The organism is Pseudomonas frederiksbergensis, assembly GCF_035751725.1.
Classification (GTDB): domain Bacteria; phylum Pseudomonadota; class Gammaproteobacteria; order Pseudomonadales; family Pseudomonadaceae; genus Aquipseudomonas; species Aquipseudomonas frederiksbergensis_A.
The window spans coordinates 5,865,227-5,880,166 of sequence record NZ_CP142104.1; the positions used below are offsets into that span (position 1 = coordinate 5,865,227).

Sequence of the window (14,940 nt, forward strand, 5' to 3'; positions counted from 1 at the left end):
AAGATGTCAGGCTTTGGCCGGTATTTTCCGGCTCAGGGCGGTTTTGTACTGATCGATCGCGACAGATGCAAGCGGCATCGGCGCGACGGCGGGTTGGCTCGGCCAAAACCGCCGACCGGCATGGTAAGCTCGCGGCCTCATTTGCTGCCATTCAAGACCCCTGTGCCGCCGACAAATTCGATATTTCCTACACTTCAATGGCTGCCTCAACACCTGCTATCGCCCCGCCCGGATGCGTGCGTCATGGACTGGCTATTCGACGAAGGCTCCCTGACCCGGCGTCTGACAGGCCTGTCGGATGATCACTTCAGCGTGACGCCGTTGTTCGAAGGCTGGCAGCCGTTGCGCGCCGACGAATGTGCTGCACTGGACCTGGCCGAGGGCAGCGAGGGTTGGGTGCGCGAAGTGTACTTGCGCGGCCACGGCGAGCCTTGGGTGTTTGCCCGCAGCGTGGCGGCGCGCAGCGCGTTGCAGGGCGACGGCTTGCAGATGGATGAACTGGGCAGCCGCTCGTTGGGCGAGCTGTTGTTTTGTGACCAGGCGTTCCAGCGTCGGGCGATCGAGGTCTGCCACTACCCGAGCCAATGGCTGCCGCCGCAGGTTCGCAGCAACGCGTTATGGGGCCGTCGTTCTCGTTTCGACCGCGGTGCGTTGAGCGTGCTGGTGGCGGAAGTGTTCCTGCCCAGCCTGTGGACGGTCGCCCGCGCCTATTCGGAGAATTGCTGATGTACGTGCAACTGCTCAAATCCTTGAACCGCCTCAATCCGCGGGCCTGGGACTTCGTGCAACTGACGCGCATGGACAAGCCCATCGGTATTTATCTACTGCTGTGGCCGACGTTATGGGCGCTGTGGATTGCCGGCGAAGGCTCGCCATCCGTGGCCAACATCGTGATTTTTGTACTCGGCGTGGTGCTGACCCGCGCCGGCGGCTGCGTGATCAACGACTGGGCCGACCGCAAGGTCGACGGCCACGTCAAACGCACCGAGCAACGTCCACTGGTGAGCGGCAAGATCAGCTCGAAAGAGGCGCTGGTGTTCTTCGCCGTGCTGATGAGCGTGAGCTTCCTGCTAGTACTGTGCACCAACGCGCCGACGATCCTGCTGTCCCTCGGCGGCCTGGCGCTGGCGTTCAGTTACCCGTTCATGAAGCGCTACACGTATTACCCGCAAGTGGTGCTGGGCGCGGCGTTTTCCTGGGGCATGCCGATGGCGTTTACCGCCGAAACCGGCCATCTCCCGGCGGCTGCATGGTTGTTGTACATCGCCAACCTGCTGTGGACGGTGGGCTATGACACCTACTACGCGATGACCGACCGGGACGATGACCTGAAGATCGGGGTGAAGTCCACGGCGATCCTGTTTGGCGATGCCGACCGGGTGATCATCCTGACGTTGCAGGGCCTGGCCTTGGGCTGCCTGCTGTTGGCCGGGTCGAAATTCCAGCTGGGCGGCTGGTTCCACCTGGGGCTGCTGGCCGCCGCCGCGTGTTTCGCCTGGGAGTTCTGGTACACCCGTGGCAGGGACCGGATGCGCTGCTTCAAGGCGTTCCTGCACAACCATTGGGCCGGGTTGGCGATTTTCGTGGGGATTGTGTTGGATTACGGGTTGCGTTGAGTCAAGCCGATCCGGCGCAAACATGAACCTGTGGCGAGGGAGCTTGCTCCCTCGCCACGAAAAGCGGTTCGAGCAGTCAGTCAGGGCTTGGCGACATGCCAAACTTTACCCTTTTCGTCACCGGTCTTTTCACCCGCCTTCTTGTCGTCGATGTAGGTGTAAAGCGGCTTACCCTTGTAGGCCCACTGTGACTTGTTATCGTCGCGGGTAATTACGGTCCAGTCACCGCTGGGCGTGGCGGTGCTGTCAGCCATGAGCGGCGGCCAGTTGGTTGCGCATTGGCCGTTGCACATCGATTTGTCGCCTGCATCCTTGTCGAACGTATACAGCGTCATGCCCTCATGCGTGGTCAGCACGCCATCCTTTGCCATCGCCGGCTCGCCCGCCGCAAACGCCATCCCAGGCAATGCCAGCGCAGCCACCAGCCCCAGCACCTTGATGGATTGGGTGAAGTGATTCATGGAAACCTTCCTTTGTAGTTGTCAGGATTCGGACTGAAAAGCGTAGTCCAGGATCCCCTTTGCTGCCGCGCACAGAAATTTCTGTCACACGACTGCAATAATTCCGTTATCTAATGCGGCGCAAGACAGTTAAATGACAAGAGGATTACCCCATGGTTGGCAGGAGCATTCTGATCGTCGACGACGAGGCGCCCATTCGCGAGATGATCGCCGTTGCGTTGGAGATGGCCGGCTATGACTGCATGGAAGCAGAAAATTCTCAGCAGGCGCACGCCATCATAGTCGACCGCAAGCCTGACCTGATCCTGCTGGACTGGATGCTGCCGGGCACGTCTGGCATCGAGTTGGCGCGGCGCCTCAAGCGCGATGAGCTGACCGGCGACATTCCGATCATCATGCTCACCGCCAAGGGCGAAGAGGACAACAAGATCCAGGGCCTGGAAGTCGGCGCCGACGACTACATCACCAAGCCGTTCTCCCCACGGGAACTGGTGGCGCGTCTCAAGGCCGTACTGCGTCGTGCCGGACCGACCGACGGTGAAGCGCCCATCGAAGTCGGTGGCCTGCTGCTCGACCCGATCAGCCACCGCGTGACCATCGACGGCAAGCCCGCCGAGATGGGCCCGACCGAATATCGCCTGCTGCAATTCTTCATGACCCACCAAGAGCGCGCCTACACCCGCGGGCAACTGCTGGACCAAGTCTGGGGCGGCAACGTGTATGTCGAGGAGCGCACCGTGGACGTGCACATCCGGCGCCTGCGCAAGGCCCTCGGCGATGCCTACGAGAATCTGGTACAAACCGTGCGCGGCACCGGTTATCGTTTCTCGACAAAGGCCTGATACGAGCCCTTACCGCCCGACAAGCTGACAAGGACGCGCGTTCACGTGAATCAAAACTGGCATGGCACCCTCATCCGCCATATGTTGTTGCTGGTTACCGGATGCCTGCTGATCGGCCTGATCAGCGGGTATTACGGCTGGAGCCTGGCCGTGGGGCTGGCGCTTTACCTGGCCTGGACTCTCAAGCAATTGCTGCGCCTGCATGAGTGGCTGCGCCTGCACCAACCCGACGAAGCGCCGCCCGACGGCTACGGCCTGTGGGGCGAGGTGTTCGACAGCATCTATCACTTGCAACGGCGCGACCAGCGCGTTCGGGGCCGCCTGCAGGCGGTGATCGACCGCGTCCAGGAATCCACGGCCGCGCTGAAAGACGCAGTGATCATGCTCGACAGCGAAGGCAACCTGGAATGGTGGAACCGCGCCGCCGAAACCCTGCTGGGTCTCAAGACGCCCCAGGACAGCGGCCAACCGGTGACCAACCTGGTGCGCCACCCGCGCTTCAAGGAATATTTCGAGCAGGACAATTACGCCGAACCCCTGGAAATCCCCTCGCCGACCAATGATCGGCTGCGCATCCAGCTCTACATCACCCGCTACGGCAACAACGAGCATTTGATGCTGGTGCGCGACGTGACGCGCATCCACCAATTGGAACAAATGCGTAAAGACTTCGTCGCCAACGTTTCCCATGAGCTGCGTACGCCGCTGACGGTGATCTGCGGTTACCTGGAAACCCTGCTCGACAATGTCGAGGAGGTGAACCCGCGCTGGAGCCGGGCCCTGCAGCAGATGCAGCAGCAAGGCGGGCGCATGCAGACCTTGCTCAACGATCTGCTGCTGCTGGCGAAACTGGAAGCCACCGATTACCCGTCGGACAACCAGCCCGTGCCGATCGACGAACTCCTGCAGATCATCGTCGAAGATGCACAGGAACTGTCCGGCCCCAAGCAACAAGCCATTACGCTCGAAGCCGACCCGGCCATCCAGCTCAAGGGCAGCGAGGCGGAACTGCGCAGCGCGTTTTCCAACCTGGTGTTCAACGCGGTCAAGTACACGCCGGAACAGGGAAGAATTCACGTCCGCTGGTGGGGCGATGAACAAGGCGCGCACCTGAGCGTGCGCGATTCGGGCATCGGTATCGACAGCAAGCACCTGCCGCGCCTGACCGAACGCTTCTACCGGGTCGACTCCAGCCGCAACTCCAACACTGGCGGCACCGGGCTCGGATTGGCCATCGTCAAACACGTCCTGCTGCGCCACCGCGCACGCATGGAAATCAGCAGCGTGCCCGGCCACGGCAGCACGTTCACCTGCCATTTCGCCCCGGCGCAGGTGGTTCGCGCACGCGTTTCGAATCGCGACGAGTGATGCCGACCAGCTCTTGCCACTAGGCAATCGCCAAGTCAGCCGCTACATTGGCTGACTTGCGCCTGCCTCTTCAGGCGCTGATTTCCTTCTCATACCAACATACGGAACCTGCAAAACTCCATCATGGACCCTTCCCCTGGTTTGTCCCTCGTCTCACTCTTCGCCGAATTCGGCATGATTCTTTTTGCTCTGGTCCTGGTCCTGCTCAACGGTTTTTTCGTTGCGGCCGAATTCGCCATGGTCAAGCTACGCTCGACCCGGGTCGAGGCCATCGCCGAGCAGCACGGCTGGCGCGGGCATATCCTGCGCACCGTCCACAGCCAGCTCGACGCGTACCTTTCGGCCTGCCAGCTGGGCATCACCCTGGCGTCCCTGGGCCTGGGCTGGGTCGGTGAGCCGGCGTTCGCCCATATCCTCGAACCGCTCCTGGGCGCGATCGGTGTCGAATCGCCGGAAGTGATCAAGGGCGTGTCGTTCTTCACCGCGTTCTTCATCATTTCGTACCTGCACATCGTGGTCGGTGAGCTGGCGCCCAAATCCTGGGCGATCCGCAAACCCGAACTGCTGTCGCTATGGACGGCTGCGCCGCTCTATCTGTTCTATTGGGCCATGTACCCGGCGATCTACCTGCTCAACGCCAGCGCCAACGCTATCCTGCGCATTGCCGGCCAAGGCGAGCCCGGCCCGCATCACGAGCACCATTACAGCCGCGAAGAACTGAAACTGATCCTGCACTCCAGCCGTGGCCAGGATCCGAGCGACCAAGGCATGCGCGTGCTGGCCTCCGCCGTGGAAATGGGCGAGCTGGAAGTGGTGGACTGGGCCAATTCCCGGGAAGACCTGGTGACGCTGGAGTTCAACGCGCCGCTCAAGGAAATCCTGGCGATGTTCCGTCGCCACAAATTCAGCCGTTACCCGGTGTACGACAGCGAGCGCCAGGAGTTCGTCGGCCTGCTGCACATCAAGGATCTGTTGCTGGAACTGGCGGCGCTGGATCACATTCCCGAGTCGTTCAACCTGGCCGAACTGACCCGGCCACTGGAGCGCGTGTCGCGGCACATGCCGCTGTCGCAGTTGCTGGAGCAGTTCCGCAAGGGTGGCTCGCACTTCGCCCTGGTCGAGGAAGCCGACGGCAACATCATCGGCTACCTGACCATGGAAGACGTGCTGGAAGTGCTGGTAGGCGACATCCAGGACGAACACCGCAAGGCCGAACGCGGCATCCTGGCCTACCAGCCGGGCAAGCTGCTGGTACGCGGCGACACGCCGCTGTTCAAGGTGGAGCGCCTGCTGGGGATCGACCTGGACCACATCGAAGCCGAAACCCTGGCCGGGCTGGTCTATGAAACCCTCAAGCGCGTGCCGGAAGAGGAGGAAGTGCTGGAAGTCGAAGGCCTGCGCATCATCATCAAGAAGATGAAGGGTCCGAAGATCATCCTGGCGAAGGTGTTGATGCTCGATTGAGTGTCAACTCGCGCGCAAGTTGAAGGCATAACCCATTGTGGCGAGGGACCTTGCTCCCTCGCCACAAAAAGCCCTCCGAATCTCCAGTGCTACTACTGCTTGCCCACTGCAAAGTTGGGCAAGTCCCCCACCGGCTGGTTGAACTGGTAGGGAATCGACACCAGCCCCAGCCCGGTATTGCGCTGCACCACGAAGTGCAAGTGCGGGCCGGAGCTGTTGCCGGTGTTGCCCGACAGCGCCAGCGGCGTACCCACCGACACCCGCTGCCCTTCCCGTACGCTCACCGAGCCCTTTTGCAGATGCAGGTACACGCCCATGGTCCCGTCATCGTGCAGCACGCGCACGAAGTTGCCGGAAGGGTCGGTGCCGCGCCCGGTCTGCTCGTTTTCGGTCTTGATGACCACGCCCCCCCGCGCGGCGATGATCGGCGTGCCTACAGGCATGGCGATGTCCATGGCGTAGCGGTTCTTCGGACCGTAGTGGCTGTATTGGCCGTTGGCACCCTGGCTCAGCCGAAACGGCCCACCGCGCCACGGCAGTGGGTAGCGATACGCCTGCGCCGTGCCTGCGGGGTCGCCCAGGGAATACTCGAACCGCGGGGTATACACCAGCGGCCTGCCGGGCCGGGTAGCCGTGAGCAGCGCCAGGCGCAGGTTGCTGCGCGCTGGCATTACTCGGCGAATCGGCCGGCTCGGCGCGCCGCTCACATTGCGCAGCCCAGCGAAACTCAGCTCGATCTCCACGGGCGCATACAGGTCGTTGCGTACATAAACCGCGTCCGCGCCCTTCTGCTTCCGGATGTCGAGATACACCTGCCGCTCGAGGCGCTCGACCATGCGATCGCGGAACACGAACACCTGGGCGCCTTTGCTGGGGCGGTCACTATAGGACACCACGCCATTGGCATCGGTGGATTTGTAGATGGTCATGGCCAGGGCCGGGGTGGCGGCCAGGACAAGACCACAGGCGAACAGCAACGGCACGAGCATGGGCAAGAATTCTGTCGAAATGAAGGCCTGCAAAGCAGCCTAGCAGCTGGGATGGACCAGCGTAGTCGACGGATGTTTCAAAATTGGATCGCAGAGGGCGTTAGATCGGATGGCCTCATCGCGAGCAAGCTCGCGATGTCGGACTGAAGCGCGCCGCCGGATCAGGCGCCCGGTACGAAGTGCTTCTGCGCAGTGCCGCGGGCGATCAGGCGGGAGATGTAGTCGAGTTTCTGTGGGTCTTTGTCGACGAAGCGGAAGGTCAGTTGCAGCCATTCGCTGTCCGGCGTCTGCTCGTGGGCGACGATGGCGTGGAGGTAGCCGTTCAGACGAGCGGTCTCGGCGTTGTCGCCCTGCTCCATGTCCAGCACCGAGCTTTCCAGCACTTGTGGCAGGGTGTCGGTGCGCTTGACCACCAACAGCGCTTCCTTGAGGCTCAGGGCCTTGATCACGCATTGCTGGGTGCCGCTGGACAGGCGCAGCTGGCCTTGCCCGCGATTGCTGGTCGGCGCGGACGCGGCAGGTGCCTTGACGGGCGGGCTGTTGAGCAGACCACGGGCCGGGGCGGCAGCCGCAGCGGGCGCAGGCGCAGCGGCCGGGGCGGCGGGCTTGGCGAACGGGTTCGCTGCGGGCGCTGAAGCGGCAGCCGGAGCAGCCTTGCCACCGGTCAGGGCGCTGAGGGAGTCATTGCCAAACGCCGAGTTCATCTTGGTCGGGGCGCTGTTCATCAACGTGTCGAGCTTGCCGACCTTGTTCAGGGCCTGCTTGACCTTGGTCAGCAGTTGCTCGTTGGTGAAGGGTTTGCTGACATAGCCGGACACGCCGGCCTGGATCGCCTGGACCACGTTTTCCTTGTCGCCACGGCTGGTGACCATCACGAACGGCATGCCCTTGAGGTTGTCCTGCTGGCGGCACCAGGTCAACAGTTCCAGGCCGGACATCTCCGGCATTTCCCAGTCGCACAGCACCAGGTCGAACGCTTCACGGGCCAGCAGGGCCTGGGCTTTCTTGCCGTTCACCGCGTCTTCGATGCGGATACCTGGGAAGTAGTTGCGCAGGCACTTCTTCACCAAGTCACGAATGAACGAAGCATCGTCCACGACCAACACACTGACCTTACTCATCCAGATACACCTCTAAAAAATCCCGGCAAGCATACCGCCTTACTGATGGCACATTGCCAAAAACCTTCAGTCACGCCGGGACTTTTCGTTCGCGGGGTGCTGCTTTCGGTTAAAAAAACCGCAAAAAAAAGCCCGACCAGAAGGCCGGGCGCTTTTCTTGGCAATCTTACTTATCGTCAGTTTCACCGGGAACATTAGCGGTTTCGGACGGGGTGCCCTCCACTTCTTCCTTCATCCGCTTGAGACCCATGTGCCGCACATCGGTGCCGCGCACCAAGTAGATCACCAGTTCGGAGATGTTGCGCGCATGATCGCCGATACGCTCCAGGGAACGCAGCACCCAGATGATGCTCAACACCCGCGAAATCGAGCGCGGGTCTTCCATCATGTAGGTCGCCAGCTCACGCAGGGCGGTCTTGTACTCGCGGTCGATGATCTTGTCGTATTGGGCCACCGACAGCGCCAGGTCGGCGTCGAAACGGGCGAAGGCGTCCAGCGCGTCGCGGACCATGTTGCGTACTTGGTCGCCGATGTGGCGCACCTCGACGTAACCGCGCGGGGCTTCGCCTTCTTCGCATAACTGGATTGCACGACGGGCGATCTTGGTGGCTTCGTCGCCGATCCGCTCAAGGTCGATCACCGACTTGGAAATGCTGATGATCAGGCGCAGGTCGGAAGCAGCCGGTTGGCGACGGGCCAGGATACGCAGGCACTCTTCGTCGATGTTGCGTTCCATCTGGTTGATCTGGTCATCGATTTCGCGCACTTGCTGGGCCAGGCCGGAATCGGCCTCGATCAGCGCGGTCACCGCGTCGTTGACCTGCTTTTCCACCAGCCCGCCCATCGCCAGCAGGTGGCTGCGCACCTCTTCCAGCTCGGCGTTGAACTGCGCGGAAATGTGGTGGGTAAGGCCTTCTTTACTAATCATCTTTGGCGTCCTTGGAGCGTCCGGTAAGGTGCGGCGGACCGCAGCGTGAAGTCAATGAGCAACTACGGCTGACTAGCCGTAACGACCGGTGATGTAGTCCTCGGTCTGCTTCATGGCCGGATTGGTAAACAAGGTGTCGGTGTCTCCAAACTCCACCAGCTTGCCCATGTACATGAACGCGGTGTAGTCCGATACCCGTGCCGCCTGCTGCATGTTGTGGGTCACGATGACGATGGTGAACTTGGACTTGAGCTCGTAGATCAGCTCTTCGACCTTCAGCGTCGAGATCGGGTCGAGTGCCGAGCAAGGTTCGTCGAGCAGCAGGACTTCCGGTTCCACGGCGATGGTGCGGGCGATGACCAGGCGTTGCTGCTGGCCGCCGGACAGGCCCAGGGCCGACTCGTGCAGGCGGTCCTTGACTTCGTCCCACAGCGCCGCGCCCTTGAGCGCCCATTCAACGGCTTCATCAAGGATGCGCTTCTTGTTGATGCCTTGGATGCGCAGGCCGTACACCACGTTTTCGTAGATGGTCTTCGGGAATGGGTTGGGCTTCTGGAACACCATGCCCACGCGCCGACGCAGCTCGGCCACGTCCTCGCCCTTGCGGTAGATGTTATTGCCGTAGAGGTTGATCTCGCCTTCGACGCGGCAACCGTCCACCAGGTCGTTCATGCGGTTGAAGGTACGCAGCAAGGTCGACTTGCCGCAGCCCGACGGGCCGATGAACGCGGTGACGCGTTGTTTCGGGATGTTCAGGCTGACGTCGTACAGCGCCTGCTTCTGACCGTAGAACAGGTTCAGGCCGGGCACTTCGATGGCGACGGTTTCCTGAGCCAGGTTCAAGCTCTGCTTGTCGCGGCCCAGGGCCGACATGTTGATGCCGTGTGTATGTGCTTCGTGTTGCATGGGAGGCTCCCTGTGCTAACAAATTCGGTTCGGTTGGCCAACTGAGCGGCCATGCCAATCTGTATAGGTGGGAGCAAGCTCGCTCCCACCTGAAAATCAACTATCCAGCGCTTTGTATTTCTCGCGCAGGTGGTTACGGATCCACACTGCCGACAGGTTCAAGATCGCGATCACCAGCACCAGCAGCAGCGCCGTGGCGTAGACCAACGGTCGGGCGGCCTCGACGTTGGGGCTCTGGAAGCCGACGTCATAGATATGGAAGCCCAAGTGCATGATCTTCTGGTCCAGGTGCAGGTACGGGTAATTACCGTCCAGTGGCAGCGACGGGGCCAGCTTCACCACGCCCACCAGCATCAACGGCGCCACTTCGCCAGCGGCACGGGCCACGGCGAGGATCATGCCGGTCATCATTGCCGGGCTCGCCATCGGCAGGACGATCTTCCACAGGGTCTCGGCCTTGGTCGCGCCGAGGGCCAGGGAGCCTTCGCGCACGGTCCGTGGGATCCGCGCCAAACCTTCCTCGGTGGCGACGATCACCACCGGCACCGCCAGCAGCGCGAGGGTCAGGGACGCCCAGAGCAGGCCCGGGGTGCCGAAGGTCGGCGCCGGCAAGGCTTCGGGGAAGAACAGCCGGTCAACCGAACCGCCCAGCACGTAGACAAAGAAGCCCAGGCCGAATACACCGTAGACGATGGCCGGGACACCGGCGAGATTGTTCACCGCGATGCGGATCAAGCGGGTCATGGGCCCTTGGCGGGCATATTCACGCAGGTAGACCGCCGCCAGCACGCCGAACGGCGTCACGATCATCGCCATGATCAGCGTCATCATCACCGTGCCGAAAATCGCCGGGAAAATCCCGCCTTCGGTGTTGGCTTCACGCGGGTCGTCGCTGAGGAATTCCCAGACCTTGCTGAAATAGAAACCTATCTTGGTGAACGTACCCATGCCGTTTGGCTGGTAGGCGTGCACCACTTTGCCGATTTCGATTTCCACTTCCTTGCCGTTGGCATCGCGGGCCGTCAGGCTGTCGCGGTTGAACTGCGCGTGCAAATCGGAGAGGCGCGCTTCGATGTCCTTGTAGCGGGCGTTGAGTTCGGCGCGTTCGCTTTCCAGGTCGGCCTGGGCGGCGGCGTCGAGCTTGCCGTCCAGTTCCAGCTTGCGACCATGCAGGCGGATACGTTCCAGGCCAGCGTTGATCGCGCCGATGTCGACTTTTTCCAGGGTCTTGAGCTCGTCGGCGAGTTGGTTGACACGTTCGATACGCGCCTGCAACTGCGGCCAGGCGGCTTCACCCTCGGCGATGACCTTGCCCTGTTCCTTGACGTTGACCAGGTAACCGTAGAAGTTGCCCCACTCGCGACGCTCAAGGGCCATGAGCTCTGGCGGTGTGGTCTGGTTGGTCAGCCAATCGCCAACGATCCAGGTGAAATCGGTGCCGTTGAGGTCACGGTTGCCGACCTTCACCAATTCGCGGGTCATGAACTCCGGGCCTTCGTCCGGCACCGGCAGGCCGGCGCTTTTCAGGCGCTCGCGAGGGACTTCTTCTTTCTGTACGACTTCGCCTACCACCAGGTGCGCAGGCATGCCCGGTACGTTGTAGCTGGCGTGGATCAAGTCGGCCGGCCAGAAATGGCCGAGGCCGCGCACGGCGATCACCGCCAGCAGGCCAATGGTCATGATGACCGCGATGGACACCGCGCCACCGCTGATCCAGACGCCTGGGGCGCCGCTCTTGAACCATCCTTTCAGGGAGTTCTGTTTCACAGACTTCTACCTTTCTTAAAGCGACGAATATTTCTTGCGCAGACGCTGACGGATCAGCTCGGCGAGGGTGTTCATGACGAAGGTGAACAACAGCAACACCAGGGCCGACAGGAACAGCACGCGGTAATGGCTGCCGCCGACTTCCGACTCGGGCATTTCCACCGCCACGTTGGCCGCCAGGGTGCGCAGGCCTTCGAACAGGTTCATTTCCATGACCGGGGTGTTGCCGGTGGCCATCAGCACGATCATGGTCTCGCCCACTGCGCGGCCCATGCCGATCATCAGCGCCGAGAAGATGCCCGGGCTGGCGGTGAGGATCACCACGCGAGTCATGGTCTGCCACGGCGTGGCCCCGAGGGCCAGCGAGCCCAGGGTCAGGCCGCGCGGCACGCTGAACACAGCGTCCTCGGCGATGGAGTAGATGTTCGGGATGACCGCGAAACCCATCGCCAGGCCGACTACCAGGGCGTTGCGCTGGTCGTAGGTGATGCCCAGGTCATGGGAGATCCACATGCGCATGTCGCCACCGAAGAACCAGGCTTCCAGGTACGGGCTCATGTACAGCGAGAGCCAGCCCACGAACAGGATGACCGGAATCAACAAGGCGCTTTCCCAGCCGTCCGGCACCCGCAGGCGAATGGATTCCGGCAGGCGGCTGAAGACGAAACCGGCGACCAGGATGCCGATCGGCAGCAACATCAACAGGCTGAAGATGCCTGGCAGGTGCCCTTCGACGTAGGGCGCCAGGAACAGGCCGGCGAAGAAACCGAGGATCACCGTCGGCATCGCCTCCATCAGCTCGATCACTGGCTTGACCTTGCGGCGCATGCCCGGGGCCATGAAGTACGCGGTGTAGATCGCGGCGGCAATGGCCAGCGGCGCGGCCAGCAGCATCGCGTAGAACGCAGCCTTCAAGGTGCCGAAGGTCAGCGGCGAAAGGCTCAGCTTGGGTTCGAAATCGGTGTTGGCGGCGGTCGATTGCCAGACGTATTTAGGTTCGTCGTAGTTTTCGTACCAGACCTTGCTCCACAACGCGCTCCAGGACACTTCCGGATGCGGATTGTCCAGTGCCAATGGTTGCAGCTTGCCGCCCTGCTCAACGATCAGGCGGTTGGCCCGTGGCGACATGCCGAACAGGCCCTGGCCGTCGACTACCTGGTCCACCAGCAAGGTGCGGTGGGCGGTGCTGTGGAACACGCCGAGCTTGCCGGCGGCGTCCAGGGCCACGAAACCCTTGCGACGCTCTTCAGCGCTGATTTCAACGATGGGCGCGCTGCCCATCTGGAAGGCACGAATCTGTTTGAAGCGCAGCTCGCCGTCCGGATCGCGGGCCATGAACCACTGGGCCAGGCCGCCCTTGGAATCACCGATGATCAGCGAAATCCCGCCGACCAGTTGAGCAGTCGCTGTGACTTCTGCGTCGGCGTTCTCCAGAAGTTTGTAGCGGCCGTTGAGGCTCTTGTCACGCAGGCTGAAGACGTCGGCCTGGGCGCGACCGTTGACCACGTACAACCATTGCTGGCGCGGGTCGACGAAGATGTTCTTCACCGGCTCGGTCATCTGCGGCAGGTCGATGCGGGTCTGCTCGTTGGTGACTTCACCGGTCATCATGTTTTCTTCGCTGGTCAGCGACAGCACATACAACTGCGCCCCACTGGAACCGGCGAGCAGCAGGGTCGAATCGGTGGCGTTGAGGCTGACGTGCTCCAAGGGCGCGCCCTGCTCGTTCAATGCAATCGGCGCCTCGCCGTAAGGGTATTCGATGGCGGGCGAGATGGTTTTCTTGCCGTCTGGATAGCTGACTTTATAGGTGTGGCGGAACACCAGGGCCTGGCCGTTGGAAAGACCGATTGCCACCAAGGGGCTGCCAGGCTGGTCTTCGCCAATGGAGGTCACGCTGGCGCCGGCCGGAATCGGCAGGTCGACGCGGCGCAGTTCGGCGCCGCTGTCGAGCTCGTAGAACAATGCCTGGCCCTTGTCGGAAAAACGCATGGCCACCTGGTTCTGCTCTTCGATGGCGATCATCAGGGGTTTACCGGCGTCTTGCATCCAGGCCGGGGTGATCGAGTCCTTGGCGGTCAGGTCCGCACCCTGGAACAGAGGCAGCACCACGTAGGCAAGGAAGAAGAAAATCAAGGTAATGGCGGCCAGGACGGCGAGGCCGCCGACCAGCACGTACCAGCGGGTCAGGCGATCCTTGAGCGCGCGGATGCGGCGCTTGCGTTGCAGCTCAGGCGTATTGAAGTCAATGCGCTTGGGAGGGGAAGTCGTAGTCATTGTGGAGTTGGCCAGATCATTCATGCGCACACCCTAGCGATCCTGTATGACAGAAAGATGACAGTGAAGTGACGCAACAAATCCGCCGCCAGCTAGAAGCGGCAGCGGACGGGAAAATTGGCCGCGAGAGTGACGTCCACCCCCGCAGCAGCCCGGGCGTTGGCCCGGGCTCAGGTATTACTTCTTGGCGACGCTGCCGCCTTCCGACAGACCCAGGTCAGCCAGTGCCTTGGCAGCTACTTTGGCTGGCAACGGGATGTAGCCGTCCTTGACCACGACTTCCTGGCCTTGCTTGGACAGGATCAGCTTCACGAACTCAGCTTCCAGCGGGGCCAGAGGCTTGTTCGGCGCCTTGTTGACGTAAACGTAGAGGAAACGCGACAGCGGGTACTTGCCGTTCAGAGCGTTCTCTTCGCTGTCTTCGATGAATTCGCCGCCTTCTTTCTTGGCCAAGGCAACGGTTTTCACGCTGGCGGTCTTGTAGCCGATACCCGAGTAGCCGACGCCATTAAGCGAGCTGCTGATCGACTGCACAACCGAAGCCGAACCTGGCTGTTCGTTGACGTTTGGCTTGTAGTCGCCTTTGCACAGGGCTTCTTCCTTGAAGTAGCCGTAGGTGCCGGACACGGAGTTACGGCCGAACAGTTGCACTGGCTTGTTGGCCAGGTCACCAGTCACGCCCAGGTCACCCCAGGTCTTGACGTCGGCCTTGGCGCCGCACAGGCGAGTCGAGGAGAAAATCGCATCGACCTGAGCCATGGTCAGGCCTTTGATTGGGTTGTCCTTGTGTACGAACACAGCCAGGGCGTCCACGGCAACCGGGATAGCGGTTGGCTTGTAGCCGTATTTCTGTTCGAAAGCCTGCAGCTCGTTATCCTTCATCTTGCGGCTCATCGGGCCCAGGTTGGAGGTGCCTTCGGTGAGCGCGGGTGGCGCGGTGGAAGAACCGGCCGCTTGAATCTGGATGTTTACGTTCGGATATTCTTTCTTGTAGTTCTCGGCCCACAAGGTCATCAGGTTGGCCAGGGTATCGGAGCCGACGCTGGACAGGTTGCCCGATACACCAGTGGTCTTGGTGTAAGCCGGAATTGCCGGGTCAACACCAGCGGCAACCGCGTTGGCAGTCGCAACGCCAGCAGCGACAAAGGTCATTGCCGCCATCAAACGCTTCAGTTTCATGCCTTACTCCTAGCAGATAGGT

The 14,940-nt window shown here is 61.7% G+C and carries 13 protein-coding genes; 5 read left to right on the plus strand and 8 right to left on the minus strand.

The window, feature by feature from the left end:
- Positions 1–162: 162 nt before the first annotated feature.
- Together VQ575_RS26530 and ubiA are read left to right on the plus strand one after the other, a co-directional pair.
- Complete coding sequence (locus VQ575_RS26530) at positions 163–726, plus strand: chorismate--pyruvate lyase family protein (RefSeq protein ID WP_045157339.1); 564 nt, start codon at positions 163–165, stop codon at positions 724–726.
- Positions 726–1,616, plus strand: a complete 891-nt coding sequence (gene ubiA, locus VQ575_RS26535) for a 4-hydroxybenzoate octaprenyltransferase (protein WP_039593599.1) — start codon at positions 726–728, stop codon at positions 1,614–1,616. The genes VQ575_RS26530 and ubiA overlap by 1 nt, the downstream gene beginning before the upstream one ends.
- 80 nt (positions 1,617–1,696) lie before the next feature.
- On the opposite strand, the gene VQ575_RS26540 is transcribed toward ubiA, so the two are convergent.
- The gene (locus VQ575_RS26540; protein ID WP_039593598.1) at positions 1,697–2,077 is read right to left on the minus strand and encodes a COG4315 family predicted lipoprotein; all 381 of its coding nucleotides are present in this window, start codon (positions 2,075–2,077) and stop codon (positions 1,697–1,699) included.
- Positions 2,078–2,229: 152 nt separating this feature from the next.
- Here VQ575_RS26540 and phoB point away from each other — a divergent pair, with 152 nt between their 5' ends.
- The 3 genes from phoB to VQ575_RS26555 all read left to right on the plus strand — a co-directional run bounded on the left by phoB (position 2,230) and on the right by VQ575_RS26555 (position 5,751).
- Complete coding sequence (gene phoB, locus VQ575_RS26545; protein ID WP_003177195.1) at positions 2,230–2,919, plus strand: phosphate regulon transcriptional regulator PhoB; 690 nt, start codon at positions 2,230–2,232, stop codon at positions 2,917–2,919.
- An 81-nt stretch (positions 2,920–3,000) separates the two neighbouring features.
- Positions 3,001–4,287 carry a phosphate regulon sensor histidine kinase PhoR gene (phoR, locus tag VQ575_RS26550; protein WP_230633498.1) on the plus strand — a complete coding sequence of 429 codons (1,287 nt, stop codon included), beginning with the start codon at positions 3,001–3,003 and terminating at the stop codon, positions 4,285–4,287.
- A 123-nt stretch (positions 4,288–4,410) separates the two neighbouring features.
- A complete protein-coding gene (locus VQ575_RS26555; protein ID WP_039593596.1) occupies positions 4,411–5,751 on the plus strand; it encodes a hemolysin family protein in 1,341 nt (446 codons plus the stop codon).
- 92 nt (positions 5,752–5,843) lie between these two features.
- On the opposite strand, the gene VQ575_RS26560 is transcribed toward VQ575_RS26555, so the two are convergent.
- The 7 genes from VQ575_RS26560 to VQ575_RS26590 form a co-directional block, all read right to left on the minus strand.
- A complete protein-coding gene (locus VQ575_RS26560) occupies positions 5,844–6,740 on the minus strand; it encodes a peptidoglycan DD-metalloendopeptidase family protein (protein ID WP_039593595.1) in 897 nt (298 codons plus the stop codon).
- 161 nt (positions 6,741–6,901) lie between these two features.
- Positions 6,902–7,861 (minus strand): response regulator, encoded by a 960-nt coding sequence (locus tag VQ575_RS26565; RefSeq protein WP_039593594.1) that lies wholly within the window; start codon positions 7,859–7,861, stop codon positions 6,902–6,904.
- A 166-nt stretch (positions 7,862–8,027) separates the two neighbouring features.
- On the minus strand, positions 8,028–8,789 hold the full coding sequence (gene phoU, locus VQ575_RS26570; RefSeq protein ID WP_030139132.1) for a phosphate signaling complex protein PhoU: 762 nt from the start codon (positions 8,787–8,789) through the stop codon (positions 8,028–8,030).
- Positions 8,790–8,861: 72 nt separating this feature from the next.
- A complete protein-coding gene (gene pstB, locus VQ575_RS26575; RefSeq protein ID WP_039593593.1) occupies positions 8,862–9,695 on the minus strand; it encodes a phosphate ABC transporter ATP-binding protein PstB in 834 nt (277 codons plus the stop codon).
- Between the two features lie 96 nt (positions 9,696–9,791).
- Entirely contained in the window at positions 9,792–11,462 is a 1,671-nt protein-coding gene (gene pstA / locus VQ575_RS26580) for a phosphate ABC transporter permease PstA (protein ID WP_039593592.1), read from the minus strand.
- A gap of 15 nt (positions 11,463–11,477) precedes the next feature.
- Positions 11,478–13,511: an ABC transporter permease subunit gene (locus VQ575_RS26585; protein ID WP_325919911.1), complete on the minus strand. Its 2,034-nt coding sequence runs from the start codon at positions 13,509–13,511 to the stop codon at positions 11,478–11,480.
- Positions 13,512–13,916: 405 nt separating this feature from the next.
- The gene (locus VQ575_RS26590) at positions 13,917–14,918 is read right to left on the minus strand and encodes a phosphate ABC transporter substrate-binding protein PstS (RefSeq protein WP_039593590.1); all 1,002 of its coding nucleotides are present in this window, start codon (positions 14,916–14,918) and stop codon (positions 13,917–13,919) included.
- Positions 14,919–14,940 lie beyond the last annotated feature (22 nt).

Bases quoted from the DNA above. Each gene is read 5' to 3' on its own strand.
- ubiA (WP_039593599.1), top strand. From the start codon at position 726: ATGTACGTGCAACTGCTCAAATCCTTGAACCGCCTCAATCCGCGGGCC.
- VQ575_RS26540 (WP_039593598.1), bottom strand. From the start codon at position 2,077: ATGAATCACTTCACCCAATCCATCAAGGTGCTGGGGCTGGTGGCTGCG.
- phoB (WP_003177195.1), top strand. From the start codon at position 2,230: ATGGTTGGCAGGAGCATTCTGATCGTCGACGACGAGGCGCCCATTCGC.
- phoR (WP_230633498.1), top strand. From the start codon at position 3,001: ATGTTGTTGCTGGTTACCGGATGCCTGCTGATCGGCCTGATCAGCGGG.
- VQ575_RS26555 (WP_039593596.1), top strand. From the start codon at position 4,411: ATGGACCCTTCCCCTGGTTTGTCCCTCGTCTCACTCTTCGCCGAATTC.
- VQ575_RS26560 (WP_039593595.1), bottom strand. From the start codon at position 6,740: ATGCTCGTGCCGTTGCTGTTCGCCTGTGGTCTTGTCCTGGCCGCCACC.
- VQ575_RS26565 (WP_039593594.1), bottom strand. From the start codon at position 7,861: ATGAGTAAGGTCAGTGTGTTGGTCGTGGACGATGCTTCGTTCATTCGT.
- phoU (WP_030139132.1), bottom strand. From the start codon at position 8,789: ATGATTAGTAAAGAAGGCCTTACCCACCACATTTCCGCGCAGTTCAAC.
- pstB (WP_039593593.1), bottom strand. From the start codon at position 9,695: ATGCAACACGAAGCACATACACACGGCATCAACATGTCGGCCCTGGGC.
- VQ575_RS26585 (WP_325919911.1), bottom strand. From the start codon at position 13,511: ATGCAAGACGCCGGTAAACCCCTGATGATCGCCATCGAAGAGCAGAAC.
- VQ575_RS26590 (WP_039593590.1), bottom strand. From the start codon at position 14,918: ATGAAACTGAAGCGTTTGATGGCGGCAATGACCTTTGTCGCTGCTGGC.